18 protein-coding genes and 1 pseudogene are annotated in these 26,180 nt (G+C 52.7%); 6 read left to right on the top strand and 13 right to left on the bottom strand.

Going from position 1 to position 26,180, the window contains the following annotated elements:
• Positions 1 to 15 precede the first annotated feature (15 nt).
• Positions 16 to 2,274, bottom strand: coding sequence for a hypothetical protein (locus H8S75_RS14800; RefSeq protein ID WP_187022294.1), 2,259 nt, complete (start codon positions 2,272 to 2,274; stop codon positions 16 to 18).
• Between the two features lie 165 nt (positions 2,275 to 2,439).
• On the opposite strand from H8S75_RS14800, the gene H8S75_RS14805 reads away from it, so the two are divergent.
• Positions 2,440 to 3,129 (top strand): response regulator transcription factor, encoded by a 690-nt coding sequence (locus H8S75_RS14805; protein WP_187022295.1) that lies wholly within the window; start codon positions 2,440 to 2,442, stop codon positions 3,127 to 3,129.
• Positions 3,122 to 4,507 (top strand): sensor histidine kinase, encoded by a 1,386-nt coding sequence (locus H8S75_RS14810; protein ID WP_187022502.1) that lies wholly within the window; start codon positions 3,122 to 3,124, stop codon positions 4,505 to 4,507. The genes H8S75_RS14805 and H8S75_RS14810 overlap by 8 nt, the downstream gene beginning before the upstream one ends.
• Positions 4,508 to 4,608: 101 nt before the next feature.
• Here H8S75_RS14810 and H8S75_RS14815 read toward each other — a convergent pair whose 3' ends face one another.
• From H8S75_RS14815 to H8S75_RS14825, 3 genes are all read right to left on the bottom strand, one after another.
• The gene (locus tag H8S75_RS14815) at positions 4,609 to 6,135 is read right to left on the bottom strand and encodes a response regulator (RefSeq protein WP_187022296.1); all 1,527 of its coding nucleotides are present in this window, start codon (positions 6,133 to 6,135) and stop codon (positions 4,609 to 4,611) included.
• Entirely contained in the window at positions 6,107 to 8,068 is a 1,962-nt protein-coding gene (locus tag H8S75_RS14820; protein WP_187022297.1) for a cache domain-containing sensor histidine kinase, read from the bottom strand. Before H8S75_RS14820 ends, H8S75_RS14815 begins: the two co-directional genes overlap by 29 nt.
• A 152-nt stretch (positions 8,069 to 8,220) precedes the next feature.
• On the bottom strand, positions 8,221 to 9,612 hold the full coding sequence (locus H8S75_RS14825) for an extracellular solute-binding protein (protein WP_187022298.1): 1,392 nt from the start codon (positions 9,610 to 9,612) through the stop codon (positions 8,221 to 8,223).
• 268 nt (positions 9,613 to 9,880) lie between these two features.
• On the opposite strand from H8S75_RS14825, the gene H8S75_RS14830 reads away from it, so the two are divergent.
• From H8S75_RS14830 to H8S75_RS14840, 3 genes are read left to right on the top strand one after another with little or no spacing between them, the layout of a single operon-like run.
• Positions 9,881 to 10,780: a carbohydrate ABC transporter permease gene (locus H8S75_RS14830; protein ID WP_117621366.1), complete on the top strand. Its 900-nt coding sequence runs from the start codon at positions 9,881 to 9,883 to the stop codon at positions 10,778 to 10,780.
• A gap of 15 nt (positions 10,781 to 10,795) precedes the next feature.
• Positions 10,796 to 12,163 carry a carbohydrate ABC transporter permease gene (locus H8S75_RS14835; protein WP_187022299.1) on the top strand — a complete coding sequence of 456 codons (1,368 nt, stop codon included), beginning with the start codon at positions 10,796 to 10,798 and terminating at the stop codon, positions 12,161 to 12,163.
• A 32-nt stretch (positions 12,164 to 12,195) separates the two neighbouring features.
• Complete coding sequence (locus H8S75_RS14840) at positions 12,196 to 14,022, top strand: right-handed parallel beta-helix repeat-containing protein (RefSeq protein WP_187022300.1); 1,827 nt, start codon at positions 12,196 to 12,198, stop codon at positions 14,020 to 14,022.
• 45 nt (positions 14,023 to 14,067) lie between these two features.
• Here the strand turns inward: H8S75_RS14840 and H8S75_RS14845 are convergent, their stop codons facing one another.
• The 9 genes and pseudogenes from H8S75_RS14845 to H8S75_RS14880 all read right to left on the bottom strand — a co-directional run bounded on the left by H8S75_RS14845 (position 14,068) and on the right by H8S75_RS14880 (position 25,394).
• The gene (locus H8S75_RS14845; RefSeq protein WP_187022301.1) at positions 14,068 to 15,858 is read right to left on the bottom strand and encodes an ABC transporter ATP-binding protein; all 1,791 of its coding nucleotides are present in this window, start codon (positions 15,856 to 15,858) and stop codon (positions 14,068 to 14,070) included.
• On the bottom strand, positions 15,848 to 17,593 hold the full coding sequence (locus tag H8S75_RS14850; RefSeq protein ID WP_187022302.1) for an ABC transporter ATP-binding protein: 1,746 nt from the start codon (positions 17,591 to 17,593) through the stop codon (positions 15,848 to 15,850). Before H8S75_RS14850 ends, H8S75_RS14845 begins: the two co-directional genes overlap by 11 nt.
• Positions 17,594 to 17,642: 49 nt before the next feature.
• Positions 17,643 to 17,831, bottom strand: coding sequence for a hypothetical protein (locus H8S75_RS14855; protein WP_187022303.1), 189 nt, complete (start codon positions 17,829 to 17,831; stop codon positions 17,643 to 17,645).
• A gap of 43 nt (positions 17,832 to 17,874) precedes the next feature.
• A pseudogene (locus H8S75_RS33735) lies at positions 17,875 to 18,302 on the bottom strand (hypothetical protein).
• Between the two features lie 120 nt (positions 18,303 to 18,422).
• Positions 18,423 to 19,571: a PucR family transcriptional regulator gene (locus H8S75_RS14860; RefSeq protein ID WP_187022304.1), complete on the bottom strand. Its 1,149-nt coding sequence runs from the start codon at positions 19,569 to 19,571 to the stop codon at positions 18,423 to 18,425.
• Positions 19,572 to 19,808: 237 nt separating this feature from the next.
• Positions 19,809 to 21,749 carry an FAD-dependent oxidoreductase gene (locus H8S75_RS14865; protein ID WP_187022305.1) on the bottom strand — a complete coding sequence of 647 codons (1,941 nt, stop codon included), beginning with the start codon at positions 21,747 to 21,749 and terminating at the stop codon, positions 19,809 to 19,811.
• Between the two features lie 6 nt (positions 21,750 to 21,755).
• The gene (locus H8S75_RS14870) at positions 21,756 to 24,026 is read right to left on the bottom strand and encodes a xanthine dehydrogenase family protein molybdopterin-binding subunit (RefSeq protein WP_187022306.1); all 2,271 of its coding nucleotides are present in this window, start codon (positions 24,024 to 24,026) and stop codon (positions 21,756 to 21,758) included.
• Entirely contained in the window at positions 24,010 to 24,507 is a 498-nt protein-coding gene (locus H8S75_RS14875; RefSeq protein WP_187022307.1) for a (2Fe-2S)-binding protein, read from the bottom strand. Before H8S75_RS14875 ends, H8S75_RS14870 begins: the two co-directional genes overlap by 17 nt.
• Positions 24,504 to 25,394, bottom strand: a complete 891-nt coding sequence (locus H8S75_RS14880; RefSeq protein WP_187022308.1) for an FAD binding domain-containing protein — start codon at positions 25,392 to 25,394, stop codon at positions 24,504 to 24,506. Before H8S75_RS14880 ends, H8S75_RS14875 begins: the two co-directional genes overlap by 4 nt.
• A 203-nt stretch (positions 25,395 to 25,597) precedes the next feature.
• On the opposite strand from H8S75_RS14880, the gene H8S75_RS14885 reads away from it, so the two are divergent.
• Complete coding sequence (locus H8S75_RS14885) at positions 25,598 to 26,167, top strand: hypothetical protein (protein ID WP_187022309.1); 570 nt, start codon at positions 25,598 to 25,600, stop codon at positions 26,165 to 26,167.
• Positions 26,168 to 26,180 lie beyond the last annotated feature (13 nt).

Below are 26,180 nucleotides of genomic sequence, written 5' to 3' on the forward strand. Positions count from 1 at the left end.
AATCAAACCACATCTTTATTCTGTCTCCGCCCGATAGAGCGTCACCTTGCTTATTATGGCCTTTACAGCGGCCGGGAGATCCTGTGTCCCACTGAAATAGCCCTCCGATTCTTCTGCCATAATGGACAGAACCGTGGGATCCGGTACGACCGGATTATCCAGGTCCGGGATCATATCCAGCAAAAGCTTCCGTTCTGATTCCGTTGGATAATCCCCGTAGATCATAAGGCCATCCCAGTTCCCCGTCCCATAGCTCATCACTATTTGCCGCTGCTTCCATCGTTCCACACCAGCACGGGTGACGGGGAAGCCATCCTCCACGTCCTCTCCCTGTATCTGTTCCGACAGCAGGAAGGTTACAAAGCGTTCCGCCGTCTCTTTCTGCCTGCTGTTCCGGTTAATGGCGACCCGCTCTTCCGGATAGAAGGTATGATTGACAGATTGAAGCGGATACCCTTTTTCCCTCATAACTGCAAACGAAAGGCTCATCTCCGCCATTTCCCGCGGAAGCTCCAGAGAGGCTTGATTGTCTCCCGCCATAATCCCCAGATGGTCCGGAGTGGTAAACCCGTTCTCAGCGACCAGATTATACCGTTTTCCGGCTCCGTTATCCTCGTCCTCCGGATACAGAACGCGGGCGCCGGAATGCTCTCCGGTCCGCATGGCCGCTTCCAGAAGGTCTGTAAGCTCCTCTTCCTTTAATTTTCCATCGTCATCCCAAAGCTCCTGGTCATACAGAAAAGCAAGGCGCCGGAGAATATTTTCATATACGGTCTTTCCACTTATGGAGCCGGCTCCCGGCGATTCCTGATACTCCAGATACGCCTGCAGGCTGGATAAACTCGCTGTGGCCCCGGCCTCCCCATATACAACCGGGAATAAGACCCTCACTGGCACCTCGTAGACAGATCCGTCGCTTCTCCGGAAATGGCCGGTCAGATTCCGGTATATTTCCCCACTCTCTGTAAACGGCGCAAGAAGTACGCTCATATCCTCCAGAATCCCTTTTTCTATATAGGACTTTCCCGGAAGGCCGTCCAGCACGAGAACATCCGCTCCCGCTCCGGTCAGCAGCTCCTCGTTTAAGCTTCGGATGATATCCGCATCCATCATCCCCTCCATCTGCTTTCTTCCGTCGATCACCTCGACACGAATATCGGGATTTTCCATCTGGAACCGTATGGCTCCCTGGCGGATCAGATACTTCTCCGACAGATCAAGACCGTATACGGTCAGCGTCGATGTCGGAACGGAAATGGTGTCCGGATCGTATACATAGTGTGCAAGAACGGGATTTTCGTCTTTCTCGTACCATACGAAAAAGTCGTTGTTCTTACCGACACACATCTTACTAATTCTAATCCCCGGAAGGCTTAAGGAATTCAGGCTCCCGTCCACAATGGTCTCCCACATCGTCCCGCCGAGCGCCATGTGGTGAATTCCCGCCGCGTTGCACAGGTAGATATCGTCCCCTTCTCCGGCTGCGAGGCTGCCCTCCGCGTCGGAGTCCCCCGTCTGGTAAGGAATCGTCTCCAGTTCCTTTCCTGTCTCCATGTCATAAGCCAGAAATCCCAGGTCACCCGCCGTTATGTACGTATCTCCCACCAGTGTGCTGCTGGTATTCAGCGTGCTGTTTCTGTTTTTCTGATACAACTGGAGGGACACCCCGTCTTCCGGCTTCCAGACCACGGTCTTTCCATCCATCAGGGAAAAGAGCACCGCCCCGCTGTCAGACGCCAGAAAATCGGAGATATTATAGATCCCATCCTTTTCAAACGCGGGATCTGCAAGCCGCTCCATCTTCTGACTGCCCCATGCCATCTTTCCGATGTATCTCTCTTCCCCCTGTGTAAGGTAGTAATACGCCGCATCCTTCGTACCGTTCATCTTTAAAAGCATGCTGCCCTCGGGAATACTGGCGGTGAGGGCTTCATCCATGTTCCATTCACCCGTATCTTCCATCCGGTAAATCCTGTTTTCCATCTCCAGGTTGTATGTGAGAACCAGGAGATCTCCTTCCGGAGAAAGCATCATGGCTTCCATCATCTCCGACGATGGATCGAACGGAAATGCCAGTTCCTGCTCCACATACCGTCCTCTGGGGACGTCGGAGTTATCACCGGTTCCCCCATTATCGGCCGTCGGCGCATCCGCGCCGCCCGCCTCCGCACCACCCGGCTTCGGGCCGCATCCTGCCGCCATCACAGTTACCGCGGCCAGTATCAAGAGCCATGCGGCGGCTTTCCGTGCGGTCATTCCTTTTTTTCTGTCCATCCCTTTTTGTCCTTTCTGCCTTTCCGGATTTGCCTTTAGAATAATCATACCAGAGAAATCTCTAAAAAAACTGGAAACGGCTGGTTTTTAGATTTTTTAGAGATTTCTCTGCTATAATAGAGGAAACAACTGATATAAATAAGAAAGAAAGCAGGGATCACAGACATGAGAATCTTACTGGTAGAAGATGATAAAATACTGTGCAGCACGGTAGCCATGCAGTTAGAGCAGGCGGGATATCAGGTCGATCAGTGTTACCGGGGCGACGACGCCCTCTACTACGCGACGGAGTATCCCTACGACGTGCTGATTCTGGACCGGATGCTTCCAAGCCTGGACGGTTTAAGCCTCTTACAGGCCATCCGGCAGAAATCCGTCATGACTCCTGTCATCATCACCACCGCGCTCGACGGTGTGGGCGACAGAATCGACGGGCTGGACGCAGGCGCGGACGACTACCTGGTCAAGCCTTTTGCAGTGGAGGAACTCCTGGCACGGATCCGGGCAGTCACCCGCAGACCCGGACGAACCGCGGACACCACGACTCTGACCTTCGGCAGCCTCAGCCTGGACGCGGTCAAGCATGAACTCACCAGAGAAGGCGCCGCCGCCGAGACGGTTACACTTTCCGGCCGGGAGTCGTCGCTTCTGGAGTATCTGATGAGAAATGCCGGCCGTACGCTTCCGCGAAATGCCATCCTCTCCTACGTGTGGGGACCGGATTCCGAGGTGGAGGCAGGCAATCTGGACAACTACATCTATTTTTTACGCCGGCGTTTAAAGGCGCTTCATGGAAATGCAAAAATCCAGACGGTCCATGGCGTCGGCTACCGGCTGGAGGAAATCCATGATTAAAGCGCTTCGCAAAAAACTGACCCTGTTGTACACCGTAACCACGGGAACCATTCTGACCCTGGTAGTCGCAGGACTCCTCTTCTACAACCTCCGTGTATCGGAAAAGGACGCGCTACAGACCTTCCAGAATCAGATCGTAGCCGTCGCGTCCCGCATGCAGTACGGCTCCACCATTTCCGGAAGCTGGCTGGCCCAGACCGAGGCTTCAGAAAAGCTGATCATACATATTGAGGAGAACCGGGAACCATTTCTCTATTCCGGGTCCTGGGTTCCGGCCACGGACCGGCAGACGCTCATCGACCGGGCGCGGGAAGAGGCCCTGAAGGAGAAAGTCAATCCGGCGGTGCGCCCTGTCTCCTCCTCGGTCATTCAGAGCTCGGTCTTCACGGTAAAGGGGGATCAGGGAGACTCCTATTACGGCACAATCCTTGTCTTTCCCACCGCCAAAGGATATCAGAGCCTGACGCTTCTGGGGTACCGGACGCCGGGTATCTCTCTGATCAGAAGTCAGGGGCCGCGCTTCCTGCTGTTCGATATTCTGGGGATTGCAGCCCTCTTTTTCGTCAGCTGGTATTTCGTCGGAAAATCCCTGGAACCGGTGGAAATGAGCAGGAAACGCCAGAACGAATTCATCGCTTCGGCCTCCCACGAGCTTCGCTCCCCTTTGGCAGTCATCGAATCCAGTGTCACCGCCATCGACGCAGTAGCGGCAAGTCACTCTCCCTTACAGTCGGCGGACGGTTCGGACAGTCCCTCTCCCCTGCAATCAGCGGAATGTTCGGAAAAGCAGGCCCAGTATCTGAAAAACATACGGAGTGAATGCAGGCGCATGGCGGCGCTTGTGGGGGATATGCTGCTTCTCGCCTCCACAGACGCCGGCAGCTGGTCCATCAAACAGGAGACAGTGGATATGGATACGCTTCTCATCGAAACCTACGAGCTCTTTGAACCGGTCTGTCAAAACAGCCAGGTCAGGCTTTTCCTGGACCTGCCGGAAGAGACGCTTCCCCATGTAACCGGCGACGCCTCCTGCTTAAAACAGCTGCTCACCATCCTTTTGGACAACGCCGTGTCCTATACACCGGCCAATAAAAAGATCACCATAAGCGCCGCGGTGAAAGGGAAAGAAATGACGATCTCCGTAGCAGACCAGGGATGCGGGATTCCCGCCGACGTCAGGGCGCATATCTTCGACCGCTTTTACCGGGGCGACACCTCCAGGACGGACAAACGCCATTTCGGCCTCGGCCTCTCCATCGCCAAAGAACTGACCACGCTCCACGGCGGCCGGATCTCGGTGGACGAAACGGAAGGCGGCGGCGCAGCCTTCCGGGTGAAGCTGCCTGTCATGGCGGAAAATGAAGGGCAGAGACTGTAAATGCACCCGGCTCATTGACTAGGGAAATAAAAAAGGCAACAGGCCTGATTTTTAACGGGCCTGTTGTCTTAGCTTACAAAGGAATCACAATTCTTATCCTATTACCTGTTCAGCGCCTCCCGGTATTCACTGGGAGTCATCCCGGTAAACTGCTTAAATACCTTGCTGAAATACCTTGGATTCTCATATCCGGCCATCATGCTGATATCGGACACCTTCTTTTCCGGGTCGGTCAGCATCTCCTTCACCTTCTCCATACGCACCTCTGTCATATACTCCACGAAATTCTTACCGGTTTTTTCCTTAAACAGGCGGCTCAGATAATTGGGATGCAGATAGAACTGGTCGGCCAGCATATTAAGCGTGATTGTCTCATTGTAATGGCGCCGGATAAACAGCTGGACCTCCTTGATCACTCCGCCGCCCAGCTGCACCTCATCGGTATCATTCAGCTTCTGCACCAGCATGGCGGCATAGCCGGTCATACAGTCAATGGTCATCCGGTAATTGTCGCAGAGCAGAATCTTCTCCAGCATCTTATTCAGCTGGCCGTGCAGATCTATGCCGTCCCCCTTCATGCCCTGCAGCAGTCCATTCAGCTCGATCAGACACCGGATACATACGGTCTGGAACTGCATCACGGTCATTTTCTGTGCGCAGATACTCTCCAGTGCGGATTCCAGCTGGGAAACCGCGCAGCCGCGCTCTTCGGGATTGGCCAGGACGCCAACCAGTTCCCGGAGGATCTCCTGAGTCTCCGGCAGGTCCTGGGAAAACAGGGTTTCTATATTTTTATACCAGATCATCCCCCGCTTCTCGCTGGCCCGATGGTAGCGCAGGGCCTTTCCAGACTCCTCATAGGCTTCTCTCAGCGCGCCGATGCCGTGCTTGAACTTGCTGATTCCACAGGACCACTCCAGCCCCACCTGACAGGTCTGTTCCAGGATATCCACAAAGTGGTCGGCCTCCGCCTCATTTTTGCAGGGAATGATCGCAAACAGCTCATAGACATTGCAGTCCAGCAGGTACGCATCCGGCACAATGGCTATGATCTTCGCCCGAAGAAGCTTCTTTTTCCCGAGAATCTCCTCCTCCGACAGTTCACGGCTTAAGAGTTCCATGGACAGTCCGTGCCACCATTCCAGGATGGGCAGCTGGTATTTCTCCTGCTCCAGCCTGGAATAGCCCTTTACGGCGGAAAGGAGCAGGCCCTCAATCCGGTTGTTCCGCACCTCCTGGGCACGCCTTTCCTCCATAAAGTCTTTCCCCAGGCGCTCCAGCAGTTCTTCCACCTCTTTTAGGTTTACCGGTTTGTTTAAATAGTCCACCGCACCATAACGTATGGCCTCCCTCGCATAGGAGAATTCGCTGAAACCGCTGAGAATGACGGATTTGACGCCCGGATACGACTTCTGGATGATCTGGAGCATATCCAGCCCCGTCTTCCCCGGCATCCGGATATCCATAAATACCACATCCATGGCGGTTCTCTCCATCAATGCCAGGGCTTCATCCACGCTGTAGGCAATCCCCTCCACCGAGAAACCGTACTCCTGCCATTTGACGAATTTTGCCAGCCCTCTGCATACAATTTCCTCATCATCTACAATTAAAACTTTGTATGCCATCTTCCTCTCCTTTGCTCTTTTCCATATTCTCCGAATACTTCCGCACAGGCAGGGTGATCCTGATCTCGGTCCCCTCCCCTAAACGGCTGGTGATGCCTATGCCGCACGCATCCCCGTAAAACAGCCGGATCCGCTGATAGACATTGACGAGACCTATGTTCTCATCAGCCAGATCCGTTCTTTCCATGTTGACAGTCAGCTGGTCCACTTCCTCCCTGGACATGCCTTTCCCGTTGTCCCTTACGGTTATCTGCAGCTCTGCGCCTGTGATACACGCCCGGATCACGATCCGGTATCCGCAGCTGCCGTCGTCGAAGGCGTGCACGACGGCATTTTCCATGATGGGCTGCAGCATAAACTGGGGAATATAGATGGCTTCCTCATCCGCCTGCATATCAATCTCCAGCTGGATTTTCTCTCTGTGCCGGAAATTAATGACGTCCAGATACGTTCTGGCGTGCTCGATTCCCTCTTTCAGTGTGATCGTATTGCCGCCTGTGCGCATCCCCATGCGGCACAGCCTGCTGAATTTCTCAATCATCCGGGTCACGGCGCTTTCCCCCTCCGCCTCGTACATGGCCTCCCACCGGATAATATCCAGGGTGTTGTACAGGAAATGGGGGTTGATCTGCATGAGCAGCGCGTCCAGGCGGGCATTGGCCCAGCTTATGGAAATCTTCTGCCGCTTGATTTCGGACAGGTACACCTGGTCGATCAGCTGGTCCGTCTTGTCCGCCATCTCATTGAACCGGTCTCCCAGTATGGTGATCTCATCGTGACCGGAGTTCTCATACCGGGCGTTCCATTTGCCGTCCCCGGTCTTTTTCATGACCCGGACTAACTGGCTGACCGGCTCCGAAATACTGCAGGTCACGTAATAGGAGATGATAAAGCAGGCGACAACGATCAGGAGAAGTACCAGAATGCACAGGTTTCTGATTCGATACGTCTCCTTATAAAGGACCGCCAGCTCCGCGATATAGGCTACAAACACGCCGGTATTGGGAATCTGCTCATAGGCCAGTATCACCTTTTTTCCGTCGATCTTCTTTTCCCGGATGCCCTGTCCATCCTGCTTCATCTCCTGGAACAGCAGATCGTCCTTGGGAAATGCGGGGGCGTTGAGGCTGGGATTGAACCACATCAAAACGCCGTCCTCCCCGATTAAAAAGGTATTTCCGTCCTTATAGGCCTCATAGCCTTCCATGGCACCGGAAAATGCGTTCAGGCTGACATTCATTAACAATACGCCTAAAAACTCCCGGTTTCCCGGCGCGTAGACGCCGATTCCCAGCGTGATGATATTGGGATAGCCGTAGATGCTCTGCTCATTCGGATAGAAGATGTTCGTCTGCTCCGCCATATCAAACCAGACGGGATACCCCTTCTTCTCCTGGGGAATGAGGTAGATATCCGTCTTATAAAACTCTTCAAGGTTGCGGATGCAGCCGCCTCTCCGGTATCCGTCCGGTTCCACCATGTAGTACTGTTCCCGGGGCGTCACAAACTGGACATTGACGATATACTTCTGGTTGTAGCGCATATTGTACAGCCTGCTCTCCACAAAGTAGCGGTTTTCCTCGTACTTATTTTTATCCGCCTCCGTTTTGAAGGGATACAGCTGCGCATTCTCTTTGAGCGCACGGATCACCTTGCTGTCATCATAAAATGTCAGGGCGGACTCTTCGTATTCCTGCATGGTATCCTGAATCTTTAATTCCACGTTCTGGACTAATAAGGAGCTGTACCGGTCGATGTTGGCTCTGATCTCGGCGGAATATTTGTAAAAGCTGAAGAAGGTCAGGAATATGGCAGCCGTCATAATCAACAGCATAAAGGAGAGATTCAGGCGGCGGAAAATACTGACCCGGCGCAGCACGGCCTTAATGCTGTGATCCCATCTTTGTTTCATTTCTTTCAGTTTCTGCATCATGGCCATACATCTCCCCGTCCCTTTCCTGTTACAGTTTTACATCGTAAGTAATTATTATATCATAAGAATGCCAAAAGGCCAAAAAGTGCAGGCTGTTGTCCTCGCACTTTTTGGCTGTTCTATGGATCTGTACTGTCGATCTGTTCTGTCTGTTATCTCTTATTTGCCTCATTGAAAGCCTGTAATGCCTCGCTGGCACAGAGATCCTGCGCTGCGCTGAATTCTTTTTCCGGATCGGCATTCGGATCTACTAAAATTTTCTGTACCGCACGGTCAACGTAGGAACCGAAATCAGATTTCCCGTAGAATTCAAGACGGCCTACGGATTTGGCGGCTTCCAGAACCTGATTGTACTCTTCCGGGAACTCGTAGAAATCCGTTACGCTGATGTCATCTCTGGGAATGATAACCGGATTTAACGCGCCCTTGGTAGCCAGGTTCTCAAAGAAGGAAGACAGATACGCCCTGCTCGTATAGAAACTGATATATTCCCAGGCGGCGTCCTTCTTCGCCTGATCGGTCTTGGCATTGATGGCATAGCAGGTACCTGCGATCGCGGTGGTGCGTTCTCCGGATGGTCCTGCCGGAGGAAGGCTTAATCCGATGTCGTCGGGATCGATTCCCTTTTCAGCGGCTTCCGCTACCCAGTCACCGGCAAACGGCATCATGCCGATCTTTCCGAGTCCAAAGTTTGTTACAAGATCGCCGAACTTCAGGGTTAAGTCACTTTGAAGCACGCCCTCGCTGCGCAGCTTCTGATAGTATTTTGCAGCCTCGATGACGGCCGGATCGGTAAAGGTAAGCTCTGCCGTTCCATCTGCATTCTCTTTCGTCAGATCTCCGCCGGCCTGCCATACATAATACTGGAAGAACCACTCGGTCCATTCAGCGGCCAGCGTCGCATATCCGGTAATCTGCTTATCCGGATTGTTGATCTTCTTCGCATCCTCGACTGCCTCATCCCAGGTTGCCGGCGGCTCTGCGATTCCCGCCTCTTTAAACAGCGCTTTGTTATATCCGAACAGCATGGGCGCTACCTGATACGGCAGACCGTAGTAGCTGCCGTCCTTTTTAAACATATCGATGTACTCGCTTGTGAAATTGCCCCATTCATCCCAGTTGTCCGTATACTTGTTCAAAGGCTCCAGGATTCCCGCCGCAATGTATGTATTCATCATGGTGAAGGAGGAATCTACCAGATCCGGTGCGTTGCCTGCGGCTACGGCCTGATAGAATTCGTTGCCGGGGTCCCCCTCTTTTACTACTTTATTTAATGTGATCCATGGATGCTCCTCCAAAAACTGATCTTCCATCTGTACGTACCAGTCGTCCTTGTTGCGGCTGGTAAGCCAGATTGTAAGCTCCACGGGTTCTTTCTCAGCAGTATTCTGCGCTTTGGTCGTCTCCGGAGCTTCGGTTTTCCCCGTCTCGGACGCCTGTGGGGCCGCCGTCGTAGCGTTGGTCTCTGCTGGCTTGCTCCCGCAGCCAGTCATCAAGCCTGCTGCCATGGACATGCTTAACGCTATTGCCAATGTTTTTTTCATGAATGATCCTCCTTCTTGCCTGTCACACCTCATCGCTGAAGTGATTATTTTTTAGATGAATTAATCATAACAGATGAACGGTTTCATGAAAAGAATAGAAAATTAACGGATACACAGAAATATGTCATTATTCTTAACCTGTTTTCCGCCCGGAAGCAAAATACTTTAAGAATAGTGACCTCAATGTTTATTGAATCCATTATAAATAAAAACGATTGCTTTTATAATTAAACCAGTATTTATATAGAAAGAAATCGGAGGTTTTTGTATGAAGAGACATCTATTTTCAGCAAGTTTCGGCAGCTACTCTTTCAGAAAAAAGATAACACCCTGGTGTATCCTGGCTCTGCCCATGATTTTTACGGTCTGGTTAAAATATTACCCGATCCTCAGCGCCTTTTATATTTCCCTGTTTCAATACGATCCTATCCAATCACCGGGTACTTTTGTGGGCTTGTCCAACTACGTCAGCATGTTTAAGATGCCTTATTATTGGGAAGCGTGGAAAAATACGTTTATCTTTCTGCTGCTGCAGCTGGCCATGTGCTTTTTTATCCCCCTGATCCAGGCGCTTTTCCTCAATGAGCTGACAAAGCTTCAGAAAAGCCTGACCACCCTGTACATACTTCCGGCGCTGATTCCCACATCGGTAAATGTCATTATCTGGAGATGGATCTGGCATCCCGATTACGGCGTCGCCAACCAGATTCTCAAATTCTTCGGCGGCCAGCCCCAGACATGGTTAAGCGATCCCAATCTCGTAAAGTTCTGTATCATTTTCCCCGGAATCTTAGGGGGCGGGCTGACGGTGCTCCTGTATCTCTCGGCCATTCAGGGGATTTCCACCGATATTATGGAATCGGCATCTCTCGATGGCTGTACCGGATTTGGCCGAATCATCCATATCATACTGCCGAACATCTCTTTTATGATCTTTATTCAGTTGATTATGAGCGTTATCACTACCATGCAGCTGCTGGACGCACCTTACATGTATGCTTCCGGAGGGCCCAGCGGCGCTTCCACCACACAGGGCATCTTCATCTATAATGCGTTTAACCAGGACTTGAACTACGGGCGCGGTTCGGCCGCATCGGTGATTCTTCTGCTCGTCATCGCGGCCCTGACCATCATGCAGATGCATTTTGAAAAATCAGAGAAGGAATAGGAGGAGCCAGACAGAATGAAAAAGAACACAACGACGAAAAAGACGAAAATCAAATACGGGGCCGCCGAACGCAGGCTGAAAATCTGCGCCGTCGCGGTATCCCTCCTCTTTGCCGCTTTGATGCTTTATCCGCTGATTTTCGCGGTATCCAGCGCCATGAAGGACAATGCAAAGATCTATGAAGTTCCCCCGAAGCTGCTTCCGGAGAAGGCCAACAGCCTCGCCCTCGTCATCGACTACTCCGGCATGGAGTTTGCAGACGAAGAACAGATGAAGGACACCATGATGCAGGACAATGTTCTGGCAATGTTCGGCATCAATTACAAGCTTTCCGATGATTCCATCATGGAGATCTCCGTATACGGGGTCAGAGACGGCAAGACGCTGTTTTACTCCAGGGCGCATCAGATGAAGCTGCAGCTGGAAAAAGACTATGGTATCTACGCCCATTCCGCGGTGAAAAAGGAAGTGCTGATCCATGGAGACCGCTATACCAGGGCCTGCGATTCCTTCGGCTATGAATTTGACGTAAACGGCTTATCCCGAACAGCGCCAGCCGGCTCCGGTATGGCCCACACATTTCAGACAAAAGTCACGGAAGTCCTGGCTGAGAAGTACCCCTTAAGCGGCAGTCTCACAACCGTGGGAAATAAAACGAAGCATCTGCTTAATCTGGAAAGTTTTAAATATTACTTACAAATGCCCGCATACATCTACCCGAAGAATGAGGTCATCGCCAGGTTCGGTTTTCTGACCTTTGTCATGAACAGCATCCTTGTCATCGGCTTCGCAATGGTGTCCCAGGTCATTCTATGTTCGGTATCAGCCTTCGTCATCAGCCGCATGCTTTCCAGGAAGGCCGGAAACCTGGTACTCCTGTTCTTCATGGGCGGCATGATGATTCCCTTTGCCAGCATCATGCTTCCGCAGTTAATTATGTATCAGAAAATGGGGGCCTACAACAATTATGCCGCGCTTCTGCTGCCATTTTTGTATCCCTTTGGTTTTTACGTCTATCTATACAAGGGCTTCTTTGACCAGATTCCAGGCAGCTACTTCGAGGCGGCTTCCTTAGACGGCGCCAGCCCATTTTACCTCTATAAGGCCATCTGCATGCCGCTGTCCAAGCCCATTATCTCCCTGATTGCCCTGCAGACCTTTATCGGCAACTGGAATGACTTCTTCTGGGCCTGGCTGGTCACGGAGGATCAGAAGCTGTGGACGCTGAACGTGGCCCTGTATAATATATCCAACAATTCCGGGACGAAGCAGAATGCCCTGATGGGGCTGGCGGTGGTCACGATCACCCCTGTCATCCTGCTGTCGATTCTCTTCTCCAAACAGTTAAAACAAAGTATTATGGCATCTGGTGTAAAAGGATAAACAATAATGACGATTTGAAAGGAACAAGGCATATGAATCAGACAGATATCTCTGTATTTAAACAATTGGAACAGGAACTGGCAGCTCTTCGGATTGAACTGCCGTCCGAAGGCCGCAGCGTCACGGTCACCGACTTTGGCGCGAGGGCGGACAGCAATTTCTGCAACACGGAGGCCTTTAACCAGGCGCTTATGTACTGCCGGAGGGAAAAGGCAGAAAAACTGATTATTCCAAAAGGCGTTTACCGCTTTAAAGAGTGCAGTCAGAACGCGCATCTCATCCTTGACGACATGGAAAACTTCACGCTGGATGGCCAGGGCAGCGAACTGATCTTCGAATCACTGAGTTCCTACTTATCCATTTGCCGCTCCAGCCGCATTCTGGTTCGCGATCTGATTCTGGACTGGAACTGGGAGAAGGCCCCGCTCTCCAGCGTGGGCGTCGTCTCTGAAGCGGCGGAGGACGGCAGTTATATCGAATGTGTCTTTCCGGCTTACGAGGAGATTGCAGAGGATATGACATTTTCCATCGTCGGCCCCTTCGATCCATGCCGCTATACGCCTGGCTGTCCGGGCGGCATGGAATTCCGGCCCTATCAGAATGAACATGTGAAGAAAAGCGGCGATGAAAAGACCGATGCGCAGATGCAGGAGCTGGTTCGTGAGCTGTCCAATGTCTTCCTTCCCAGGCAGGAAAAGACTGCCGCCAACAGGCTGCGTTTTTATACCTCAGACCCGGACTTTACGAGGAGGCATTTCCACGTTGGAAACTGCTTTAACTTCCGCCATTATGAGTATGACATCCTGACCATCCCCATCCAGGATACCCGGGACTGCACGCTGGACAACGTCGTGATCTACTCCTCGCCGGGAAGCGGCTTCGTAGGCAACGGCGATATCCACGGGCTCCATTTAAAGGGCTGCCGCGTCACGGTCCGTCCGGGTACCTCCCGTAGTGTATCGACGGCTACGGACTGCCTCCATGTCTGCAACTCACAGGGAAGCTTCATCATTGAAGACTGCGATTTCGGCTATGCCGGAGACGACTGCATCAACATTCACGATAATTCCTCCATGGGAATCCAGCTTCTCGATTCCCATACCCTGCTGGCCAGGAGGGTCACGAAGGAATCGGTCCTGTTTGAGACCGGCTACCCGGTAGAGCTTCGGAATCCGGATCTGTCCCCCACCGGCTTCTCCTCCCTGCTCACCGCCGTGCAGTACTCGCCCGAGACGAAAACCTGCCGCCTTACCTTTGCGGACGCCCTTCCCGAGGGGCTTTCCACGGATACCGTCCTATGGAACAAACGCTTCTCCACGCAGAACTATATCATACGCGGCTGCCGCTTCACCAACAACCGGGCGCGGGGCGTCCTGCTTCAGGGATCGAACGGCATGCTAATCAACAACGTCTTTGAAAATATTCAGGGCGCGGCCATCCAGATCGAAACCGGATGTGAATCCCGGTGGAGCGAGGGCCATGGCGTCAGAAACCTGATTATCCGCGGCAATGTCATCCGCCGCTGTGACTTAAACGCCTGGCAGATGGCCGTGCTTTATATGGGAGTCTATCTCCCGGGAGGCCGGACGGAGGAACCAGTCTTCCAGAATATCCTGATCGAACAGAATTCCTTTATCGACTGTCCGAGACAGGCCATGTTCCTGTCCTCCTGCCGGAATGTCATCGTCCGCGGCAATACAGTCATCAATGCGCTGAAGCTGGATTTAGAAGCACCGTGCTACGGCTCCAGCACAATGGAAAAACCGATTTATGGAGAACACTATGAAGGCGTGATCCAGTTTGAAAAGGCGTCGGACTGGATCGAGGAGAATAACCATATCTTTTCCACACGGATATAAGGAAGCAGTCATGCTTCCTTATCCGGTTTTCCTTAGCCGTATTCCTCAGCCGTTTTCCTTGGCAAACTGGCTGTTATACAGCTTTGCATAAAGCCCATCCCGGACCATCAGCTCCCTGTGGTTTCCCACCTCCCTGATATCTCCGCCCTCCATATACAGTATCATGTCCGCGTCCTTGATGGTGGAGAGTCTGTGGGCAATCACGAAGCTGGTGCGGCCCCTCATGAGAACCGCCATGGCCTCCTGAATCAGGACCTCTGTACGCGTATCGACGGAGCTGGTCGCCTCATCGAGAATCATGATCGGGCTGTCCGAGAGGATGGCCCTGGCAATGGTCAGAAGCTGCCGCTCCCCCTGGGCCAGATTCGTCGCCCCCTCCTGCAGCCTGAAATGATACCCGCCCGGCAAGGTGTGAATAAAGGAGTCTGCTCTGGCCGCCCTGGCCGCTTCCATCACCTCTTCATCTCCTGCCCCCAGTCTTCCGTAACGGATATTTTCCATGATGCTGCCGGTAAACAGCCACGTATCCTGAAGAACCAGGCCGAATACGGCCCGGAGGTCTTTCCGCGTCATCTCCCTGATATTTATGCCGCTTACGCGGATTTCACCGTCGTTCACATCATAGAAGCGCAGCAGCAGATTGATCAGGGTGGTTTTTCCTGCACCGGTGGGACCGACGATAGCCACCTTGCTTCCTGGCTTCACTTCCAGGCTCACATCGTGCATCAGGGTGTGGTACGGCAGATACCCAAATTTTACATGGTTGAATTCCACTGAACCATCCACAGGCTCCGGGACCACAGGATGTTCCGGATCCGGACTCTCCTCCTTCTCATCGATGAACTCGAATACCCTAGCCGCTGCCGCCGCAGTGGACTGAAGGATGTTGGCGATCTGCACCGTCTGGTTGATAGGCTGTGAAAACTGTCTTAAATACTGGATAAAGGACTGAATCATACCGATGGTCATCCGGTTGTCGATGACGAAGGAGCCGCCCACGATCACGACGAACACGTACCCCAGATTCGCCATCCCCTGGGTAACCGGCATCATGGTGCTGGACATAAACTGGGACTTCCATCCGCTGTCATACAGGGTTCTGTTGGTTTCTGAAAACTCGTCGATGGTCTCTTCCTCCGTACCGTAGGCGCTGACAATGGTATGGCCCGTATACATTTCCTCCACATATCCATTCATCTCCCCCAGCGTCTCCTGCTGGGTCTTAAAGTACTTCTGCGAGGCCCCTGCTATCTTCATGGAAAACACGAGCGCGAGGGGGACGGTCACGATACCGATCAGCGTCAGCATGGGGCTGATATAGAGCATCATGGCCAGAATGAAGATGACGGAGGTCACCGCCGTCACGATCTGCTCCAGACTCTGCTGGAGGCTGTTGGAGATGGTGTCCACATCGTTGGTGATGCGGCTGAGCACATCCCCGTAGGAGTTCGTATCAAAGTAGTTCAGGGGAAGCTTCTGAAACTTCCGGTCGATATCATTCCTCAAGTCACGGATTGTTTTCTGGGAGACCCGGACAAGGATAACCGTGCTGATATACTTGAAAAATGCATACAAAATATAAATAGAGGCCAACAGAATCAGAATGGTGATGAATCTGCGTATCTCGCTGTAAACCGGCTCCCCGCCTGTCACAAGCCCAGCCAGCGCATCCGTCGCCCGCCCCAGCACGAACGGCCCGAAGCTGTTGAAGAGGGATGAGAGGATGATGCAGATTACGGAGACCGTCAGGCCTTTGCGATAGGGGCCCATAAACCGGAGCAGACGCCGGAAAACGGTGCCGGAATCCGCTTTTTGATTGTGGGTACTAGACTTCATCTTTCTCTGCCTCCTCCTGGGTAAGCTGGGAATACACGATCTCCCGGTATACCTCACAGCTCTTCATCAGTTCCTCGTGCCTGCCCTGGCCAACACAGCGGCCATCTTCCAGCACCAGGATTCTGTCCGCATTTTTAATGGTGCTGACTCTCTGCGCCACCAGAATCACGGTGGCCTCCTTCGCTTCTGACAGCAGGGCCTTTCTCAGCGCCGCGTCTGTCTTATAATCCAGCGCGGAAAAGCTGTCGTCAAAAATATAGATTTCCGGTTTTCTGGCAATCGCCCTTGCGATGGCGAGACGCTGACGCTGGCCTCCCGATACATTGGCTCCGCCCTGGGATATGGGCGCGTCAAAGCCGCCCTCCTTGGCAGTCACAAAATCATAGGACTGCGCAGTCATCACGGCGTGCTCCACATTTGCCTGGTTCGGCTCTTCCTGACCATATCCCACATTTTCAGCAATGGTGCCCCGGAAGAGAAACGCCTTTTGGGGCACCAGTCCGATCTTTCCCCGGAGAGTTTCCAGGCTCATCTCCTTCACATTTACCCCATCTACCAGAATCTCTCCCTCCTGTACGTCGTAAAACCTGGGAATTAAGTTGACAAGGGTGGATTTGCCGCTTCCCGTGGAGCCGATGACGGCCGTAACTTCCCCCGGAGAAGAATCAAAGGATATGTGCTCAAGCGCCGGCGCCTCCGCGTTGGGAAAGGTAAATGTCACATCCCGGAAGGAAACGTATCCCTTTATCCCCGTCTCTGTCACCGCTCCGTCACAGTCTGCCACGACAGGGACCGTGTCCAGCACTTCATTGATTCTTCCTGCGGATACGGCCGCCCTGGGATACATGACAAATATCATGGACAGCATCATCACCGACATCATAATCTGCATCACGTACTGGATGACGGCAATGATATCGCCAATAGGGATCGCCGTATGAACATTTATGATCTGGTAGCCGCCAAAGGCAATTAAGGCAACCATGGTTGCATACAGAATCAGGCTCAGCCCGGGAATCATGATCCCCATGACGCTGTTCATGCGGACGGTATTGACCATGAACTCGTCATTAACCCGGCGAAACCGCTCTTCCTCAAACTGCTCTGTTCCAAAGGCTCTGGCCACACGGATTCCCGTCAGCTTCTCCCTGGTGACCAGATTGATCTCATCCAGCTTTTCCTGCATTTTCCGGGACAGCGGGGAGGCCAGCCGGGCAATGATCAGGACAAATGCGATCATGACCGGAAGGGACACGATCAGGATCATCGACATGGTTACGCTCTTGGCCAGGGCCAGCACCACTCCGCCGATACACATAATAGGCGCCATCAGACAGACCTTCAGAAGCATGTTCATAAAGGTCTGAACCTGGACGACATCATTATTCGTTCTGGTAATCAGGGATGAGGTGGAGAATCCGTCAAATTCCGTCTGGGAATAATACTGCACCTTTCGGAATATCCGGCTCCTCACATTTCTTCCAAATCCAACCGATGCCAGGGACGCAAAAAAGCCGGTTCCCACGCTGCACAGGACCCCAAGCAGTACAAACAGCAGCATGGTTCCCCCGATGGACACGATCCGGACTTTATCTCCCGCCGGGATTGCAGTGTTGATCACCTCGGAAAGATACATGGGCAGCGCTAGATTCGCGGCCACGGAACCAATCACGGTCAGGATCAGCAGCAAAAGCGCCCATTTAAACAAAAACAATTCCTTGTACATTTTTTTCATGCCAGACCTCCATTTTCTATCTGGTCACATTATGCGCGGTTTTATGGTGTTAAATACCTTTATTGGGGAAAGGCAGAGGAGAAGAGACAAAAAAACGGCTTTTACAGAAAAAAAAACGGTGAATAATCAGCCTGTGAGCATTGCTCCATCCGGTCACCAGATAGCCTTTCTTCATTGAAGTAATACCACTGTCCGGCGATATCACACCACCCGGCCGCCGCTCTTCTTCTGGAACCACCAGCGGCGGGCATCCTGCTTCCAGGTGCCCTGTAATCCATAAGCTACAGATTGGATCTGGAATCGGCGTAATCGTTTCTTTCAGGATTCCGCAATGGCAGCGCAGCACGCGGAACGCTTTCCCTTAGGTTCTCTTTAAGGTGATCTCCACCTGTAGGACGGTGTCGTATTTGTCCCCATCGACCACTGCTTCTTTTCAGGCGTTGAAATCCGATACTGAGTCCCGCGTCCAGGGGATCTTTTCTGGCAGGTCCGTTGATATCATGCACCATCAGTCCCGCGCCCTCCTGAAGGTTCGGCGCTTTGCCGTTTTCTGGTCCCATGTGCTCTGCCGTTACATCGACGGACAGCACAAAATTCTTGTCGGTCGGACTTCCGTATAATAGAAGGTCAGTCCGTCGTGGCCTGACTGAATCTTTCCGCCTCTACACGGAAGGTGTGATATTCTGGCACCTCCAGCCCCGCACGGTATAGTTGGTGTTCTTCATCGTATAAGCGCCGTTTACATGGTTAAAATAATCACTTTCAGACATCAAAAATACCGCTGCAAAAACAGAACAATGCTTTTGCAGCGGTATTCCCGGTGCCCCGGTCACTCATATCCGGTTTCCTTCATCCAGAGAGGAAGCAGGCGGCTGACTACCTCGAACAGCAGGCGGTCCTCCTCTCTCTGCAGGTCACAGCCCCACAAATTCTCCATCAGGCTGATCCGGTAACGGATGGTGTTGACGTGGGCGTACATGGCGTCCGCCGTCTTCTGGTAATTAAAATGGTTCTGCACAAAGCAGCACATGGTATCCGACAGCGCATCCCGCTTCTCTTTCGGGTATTCCATCAGCTTGTCCGTCATCTGTTCCAGGATCCGGTTTACCGGACTTCCCGGCTTCGGATACTCCAATATCCGAAAAATCCCCAGCTCACTGTGAAAGAACACGCGCCTGTCCGTATCGGTCAGGTTTCCTACTTCTGCGGCATGACGCGCTTCCCCGAGGGCCTGGTCCATCTCAGATGCACGGTACCTGCCGCTGATCCCCATTATCATATCGTCATCGCCAATCCCGATTATCCCTTCCAGCTGCTCCGTCACCTTCATGACATTGTCCGTGGAGACAAACAGCAGCAGATGGATCTCGTCCAGGAAACAGTAGCGCAGGCTCTTTCGAAAGCTGCGGTGAAGCCGGTATCCCAGATACCCCTGCTGCTTTAAAATACCCTTGTCTCCCTGTTCCAGCACCACGATTCCGTATCCGTCTTCCGGAAATATCCCGTCTGGGATTGTCACCGGCCGTTTGCCTTCATAGGACTGCCTCATAATAGCGCTGATGCCCTCAGATGCCGCTGGCAGATCCTGCGTATACCATAAAAGAAGGCAGGCGTAGTCAAGCAGTACATGGTCCTCCTCCGTAAACGCCTCTTCTCCCCGTATCTGAAGCAAATGGCGCACCTCTCCGCCCAGAGTCATGGAGCTGTGTATAAAATGAAAACTCCCTCCTTCCTCCCAACTGAATTCCTGAATCCCCGGAAAGGCCGCCTTCACCGGCCCGCGCTTCCACCACTCCGGATAGAAAAACGCTTCGCTCAGCTCAGGCGTGTCCGGATAGACCTCATAATCCTGACGAACGCTGTAGACCCACTGGCCGCCGCAGCGCTCATTCAGCGCCTTCAGAAGCTCCAATATGTCCCCATCACACGCCAGGTTACGCAGTCTGTACTGAAAACAGGTAATCGACTCCCTTTCCATAAGCAGTCCCCCTTCCGCTGTCACAGATATCCCATCACGCTCCATTGCGCAATCGTATTATCCTAAGCATAGCGCTCCGGGGACAAAGAGTCAACCTCCGCGCTTCCAAAACAAAAGGTTCTTTCTCCTCCGTTCTTTCTTCGTGGAAATGGGTCCTGTTTCGGAAAACGCTCTCCGGAACAGAACCCACAGACCACCCTTACAGGTTACCACCTCCTGCAATCAATTTTTATTTTCTCAGATGCGCACTGCCGTTTTATATGCAGTATGGAACGCGTCCAGAATCTTGCCAGCCTTCGTACAGTCTCCTATTTCATAGACCTCCAGATCGGGCTCTCCCGCAAGCGTATCGTAGAATGCGTGGCGCGGTTTTAAGCCTACTGCAATCACAATGCTGTCCGCCGGAAGCTCCGTTCTGCGCCCAGTCCTGTCATTCACTCCGCACACGCCCTGTTCTGTGATCTCCGTCACCCGCATCCCCGGAATGACCGCGATCCGGTTTCTTCCGATCTTTTCAAAATAGGCGATAATATCGGTCACGGCGCAGTCGGCCATGATCGCATCCTTCATCTCCACAATCGTCACTTCATGGCCCTTTTCAGCAAGATCCACAGCCGTCTCCGTACCGATCATTCCGCCGCCTACGACCACAACCTTTTTGCCGATTTCCGGATGACTGTCCAGAATAGTAAGTGCATTGATCACATTTCCCCCATCGATTCCGGGAACCGCCGGAATCACCGGTTCTGCGCCAACCGCCGAGATCACCACATCGTATCCCCCTGCCTTCGCCATCTCAGGCGTCAGTTCCTCACAGATAACCGGAATCTCCAGTTTCTCGATCTGGTGAATCTGATAGTCAATCAGATGCCGGATGTCTTCCTTAAATTCAGGTGCAGAAGCCTCATGGAGATAGCCTCCCAGTTTCCTCTTCTCATAGATGGTGACGTCATGACCTTTCAGTTTTAAGACGCGGGCCGCCTCCATTCCTGCGGGGCCGCCTCCTGCAATAACGACTTTTTTCTTTGTTTCCGCCAGTTTAATCGCCAAATCTTCTTCGAAGCCCAGAACCGGATTTACCGCACACATGACGGTACGGCCCAGGAAGGAACTTCTCTGCAGGCAGCCTTCATTACAGCGGATACATGGCCGTATATCCTCGGGATGGTCTTCCATCGCCTTCTTTACCCAGTCATTGTCCGCCCACAGCGGCCGTCCCAGTGTGATGAAATCTGCCTTCCCCTGCTCCAGAATATCCTCCGCGTACTGGGGAAGCGTAATGGAACCGGAGGCCATGACAGGAACATGCACTTCTTTTTTTACTGCCTCGGCCGCCCATACATTGTAGCAGACAGGCATTGCCATCGGGCTTACCTGATGGATCATGGTATGATGATCCCCTCCAGAAATATGGAAAGCGTCGATTCCCAGTCTCTCCAGCTCTTTCGCATAGTAAATGGTATCTTCGATGGTCATTCCATCCGGCTCATAATCCGTACCCGATAAGCGGACGGTCAAAGGAAAATCAGGTCCCACCTTCTTCCGGCAGTTCTCCACCACCTGCCCCAGGAAACGGAAACGGTTTTCTCTCGATCCGCCGTACCAGTCGCCTCTTTTATTCGTAAAAGGAGAAAGGAAATTGGTAATTAAATAACCGTGAGCTGCATGAATTTCCACCAGATCAAAACCGGCGTCCACAGCTCGTTTCGCCGCGTCTCCAAACGCCTCGATAAGAATCTGGATTTCATCGATGGTCAATTCTTCCGGAATCGCATGGAACTGGTCATAAAGCATGGGCCACGGAACCGGAGAAGCGGATTTCATAGGCGGTCCCAGGAACCTCTGGCGTCCGCAGTGTTCGATCTGGATTCCCGCTTTTGCACCGTGGTTCTTAATACTGTCCGCCAGCCATCCCAGACCGGCAATATGCTCATGGCTGCTGATTCCAACCTGACAATGGCATGACTTGCTGGCTATGTCATCAATATATGCATACTCCACGATTACCAGGCCGGCGCCGCCGTCGGCCAGATGGGTGTAATGATCGACCAGTCTCTGAGTTACCGTGCCATCCTTGTTGCTGAGTCCCGTCGTCTGAGGCGCTTTAACCAGACGGTTCTTCACTCTCAGGGTTCCGATCTGCCCCGGTTCAAACAGCTTTGGAAACATTTTTTTCATAGCAATTTACTCCTTTTCATTCTTTTTTATTGCATCTAACATCTTTTCTTCTGTTATGGGAATCTCATGGAACCGTATTCCCGTCGCATGGTAAACCGCATTGGCGATGGCTGCGGCAGTGGGCACCAGGCCGCATTCCCCGACACCCTTCGCCCCAAACGGCCCGCTTGGTTCGTTGGTCTCCACAAGAATCACATCGATATCCGGTGTCTCCAGCATAGTTGGAAGATAATACTTATGAAAGCTGTCCTGAGCCTGCCTTCCCTTTTTGTCGTAAACAATCTGCTCGCTTAAGGCATAGCCGATTCCCTGCAGCACAGAACCGTGAATCTGACCTTCCACGATATCCGGATTAATGGCCCGGCCCACATCGTGAGCCGCCGACAGATGAAGAACTTCGATCTGTCCAGTCTCTAAATCCACCTCTACCTCGGCAAAATGGGCATGCCATGGAGGTGCGTTAAACGGCACGGTCTGGCCTATTCCAATAATCTGCCGGTTGGCCCGGTGAATCAGATGGGCCGCCTCCCCGATTGTCATGCAGGGTTCCCCCCTTACAGAAATCATCCCATTTTCCAATGTCAGAGTTTCCGGCTCCGCCTTCAGCTGCTCCGCAGCAAATTCCAAAATCTTCTGCTTTGCATCCCTCCCCGCGGCCTCCACAGCAGTTCCTGCCGAATAGAGCGTCCTGCTGGCATGACTGCCGATGTCGTAGGGAGTGCTGGCCGTATCGCCAAAAACGATACTCACCTGATCCATAGGAACCCCCAGTGATGAGGCTGCTACCTGCGACAGCGTGGTGGCAATTCCCTGTCCCATATCGGGAACGCCAACCGCTAAATTGGCGGAACCATCCTCCATCACCGCCAGGTATGCATTGTCAAACTCCACTGCAAAAGGCCAGGAATTGCTCAGATGAGTTCCCGCTGCCATTCCGATGCCCCGCACTTTTTTATTGTTCTTGTTCTTATTGCAACTGTCTCGATCAATCCATCCGATCTTTTCCGCCCCTTTTTCCATACACTCTGCCAAACCGCATGTGGCGCAGGGATACGGCGGAAGCCAGGGAGCGTAAGGGGTCATGACATTTTTAAGCCGGAGTTCCAGCGGATCCATACCCAGCCGCTCAGCCATTATATCGACCGTGGACTCTACCGCAAAGTTTCCCTGTGGATTGCCGAAGCCTCTCATGGCCCCTGCCGTGGTTGTATTGGTATAGACGCAGAGACCGTCGTAACAGACATTGGGAATCTGGTAAATGCTTATATTGGTCACGCCCAGAACCGCCGTCACGTCTGGACCTGCACTGGCATAGGCTCCTGTGTTTAAAACGGCTTTCAGATACAGTGCCTGGAAGCTTCCGTCTCTCTTCGCCCCCAGCTTTACCGTTATATATCCGGAATGCCTGGTGGTCGAAGCGATAAAATCCTCTTTTCTGTCATAGACAAAACGCACCGGCTTACCCGCAAGCATCGACAACGCAGCGGCAACGGGTTCCGCCTTGCCGCTCATTCCCACATGAGAACCGAACGCACCTCCGATATAGGGAGGATTCAGCACACGCACCCGGCTGGCCGGAATTCCAAACATCTTTGCCAGAAGATTCTTCAGCGGATGGGGACTCTGGGTCGTGGACCACACCGTTAGATGTCCCGATGCAGAGTAGTCTGCTACCGCGGCCTGAGTCTCCAGCTGACAGTGCTTTACAACAGGGAGTTTAAACTGTTCTTCCAGTATCACATCGCTCTCTTCAAAACCTTTGTCCAAATCTCCCATGGGGAGCTTGGCCATACCAGCAATATTGTTTCCAATAAAGCAGGGATGAATGGGAGGCGCCTCCGGGTTCATGGCCTGCAGCGGATCAAAGACCGCAGGCAGCTCCTCGTATTCCACCCGGATCAGTTCCAGGGCCTGCTTTGCCGTCTCCTCCGTGTCCGCGGCGACGGCCGCCACCTCGTCTCCCACATAGCGCAGCTCCCGATTAAAGATTTGCTCATCTTCCACCGGGACTGCAGGCGGGTTTGCTTCGCTGCAGGAGCTGTTAAAACGACACTCCGTTGTATTTTTATATGTAGCTACGGCACGTACTCCAGGCAGTTTTTCCGCTTCCGCCGTATCGATGGACACGATTCTGGCATGTGGATACGGGCTTCGAAGCACCTTAGCGTGCAGCATTCCGGGAAGCTTTAAATCTGTAGTAAATGCAGCAACTCCAGTCGCTTTTTCCAGGGCGTCAATTCTTGGCAACGGTTTTCCTACTTCACCTTCCGCCTTCATCCGCTTCACCTCCTTCTGTAAGGGCCAACGCGCAGGCCGCAAGCTCCACGGCCTGTTCTATCTTCACATATCCGGTACAGCGGCAAATATTACCGGCCAGAGCTGTCCTGATCTCTTCTTTCGTCGGATGCTGCTTCTCATCGAGCAGCGCCTTGGCCGACAAGATCATCCCAGGCGTGCAGAAACCGCACTGAATGGCTCCCGCGTCAATAAAGGCCTGCTGGATAGGATGGGGTTTTCCCGCTGTCTTCAAACCTTCTATAGTAACAACGCGGCTGCCTTCCACACGGGCAGCCGGAACCATACAGGAATTGACTGCTTTTCCATCCAATATCACGGTACATGCCCCGCATTCGCCCTGCCCGCATCCTTTCTTCGTTCCGGTAAGTCCCAGCCGGTCCCGCAGAACATCCGCCAGTAAGTCAGCCGGTTCAATTTCCACGGTAACCGGAACATCATTTAATATAAAGGACAGCTTCATCTCTGCTCCACCTCCTTGTCCCTGCCTTCGGCATCAATACATGCCTCCGATAAAGCCCGTTCCACCATCACCGGGAGTACTTCCTCCCTGTAGCGCTTCGAACCGCGGATCAGGCTGTCCCTGGGATTCGCGTTATTTAGCGCAAACCTTCCTGCCTCTGAAAATACTTCCTTTGCCGCCGCTTTTCCCATTAAAAAGCATTCCGCCTCCGTCGCCCGCACCGGCCCCACGCCGACCGGGGCCATGGCTATGCGGCACCGTTCCACCACGCCGTTCCTTATTCCGAGAAATGCCGCCACACAAACCATGGGGAGGGCCAGAGCCTTCCTCTGTTCCAGTCTGGCGTAGCCGCTTCCCTCGCCGGGCCCCGCTGCCGGAACGAGAATCTTCGTGACGAGACTCTTCGTGCTGTCAACCGTGCTCTTTCCAAATCCGGCATAAAGACGGTCCATGGTCAGCAGCTCGGCTCCGTCCCCATACATCACCTCTACCGATGCCCCCAGAGCCGCCAGAGCCACCGCACTGTCCGCCGCCGGCTGGCCGTTCACGATATTGCCGCCGATGGTGCTGCAGTTTCGAATCTGATTGGAGCCAACCGAATGAGACGCCTTTGCCAGCGCGTGCGCGTACCGTCTGATCAATGGACTCTCTGCCGCCTGATTATGGGTAACTGCCGCGCCGACTTCCAGAACCTGACCGCACAGCTTCGTCTCAGCCAGCCCTGGAATTCCCGTGATATCCACGAGGCAGTCCGCCTGATACTTTCCACTCTGTAAATCCAGTACCAGATCGGTTCCGCCCGCTATGATCCTTCCGCGCCCCTCATATCCGGCCAGCAGATTCAGCGCCTCTTTGGCCTCCTTTGCCATAACGTAATTCTGTACCATAAGGAAATCAATCCTCCCTTCGTATTACTGTTTTCCGTTCCATTCGCACAGTTATATTATAACAGCTTCCAATGGCTGCCATCTCCAAAAAGCAGTCGGGCATTTTTGTAGTTCCTATGGGAATCGTAACAGAATTTTCATAAATCCTTAAAGTCTTTTTTCCGCTTCGATGGTAGAATCATCCATTATAAGGAGGAGAGTCTATGAATAAGAAAGCAGTATGGACCGCATCTGTCCTGGGAGCCGCGGCATTACTGGCGTCATTCTGTCTGTTGGTGCCGCGCCGCTATCCGGTTCCCGCAGATACGACCATCGGAACCCGCAGCATCCGATACGAAGACCGGCCCAAAACCGCCGCCGAGATCACCGTAGCCCGTTACTTCCTTAACCAGATAACGGGAGATTTTAAAGAAATGAAGAAACTTCTTCCCAATACGGAACTTGACAGGATCACGCTGGAGAATGAGAAGGGAGCGTTCTTAAAGGGCGAATCCATAGAAACCTATATTATACGCTCCATCACAACCCTGGAACGTGAACAGTACACCGGGGACAACGAGGCATTTTCCTATCCAGACGCCGAAATTCGGGCGCGCCAGGAGAACCTGAAGGATTATGCAGTCATTCATGTGGAATTCTATCAGAAATGGAATGATAAGGCAGAGTCGCGTGCACCGCAGTGGAACTCTGGAGAATGCGGCAGGAATTTCCTGGTGGGTAAAAAAGCCCTGGATAAAAATTATAAAATATATGATTTTGGAATGATGATGTAAGGAGGAACTGCAG

The sequence above is a fragment of the Hungatella hominis genome, assembly GCF_014288005.1.
In the GTDB taxonomy this organism is placed as follows: Bacteria; Bacillota; Clostridia; order Lachnospirales; family Lachnospiraceae; genus Hungatella; species Hungatella effluvii.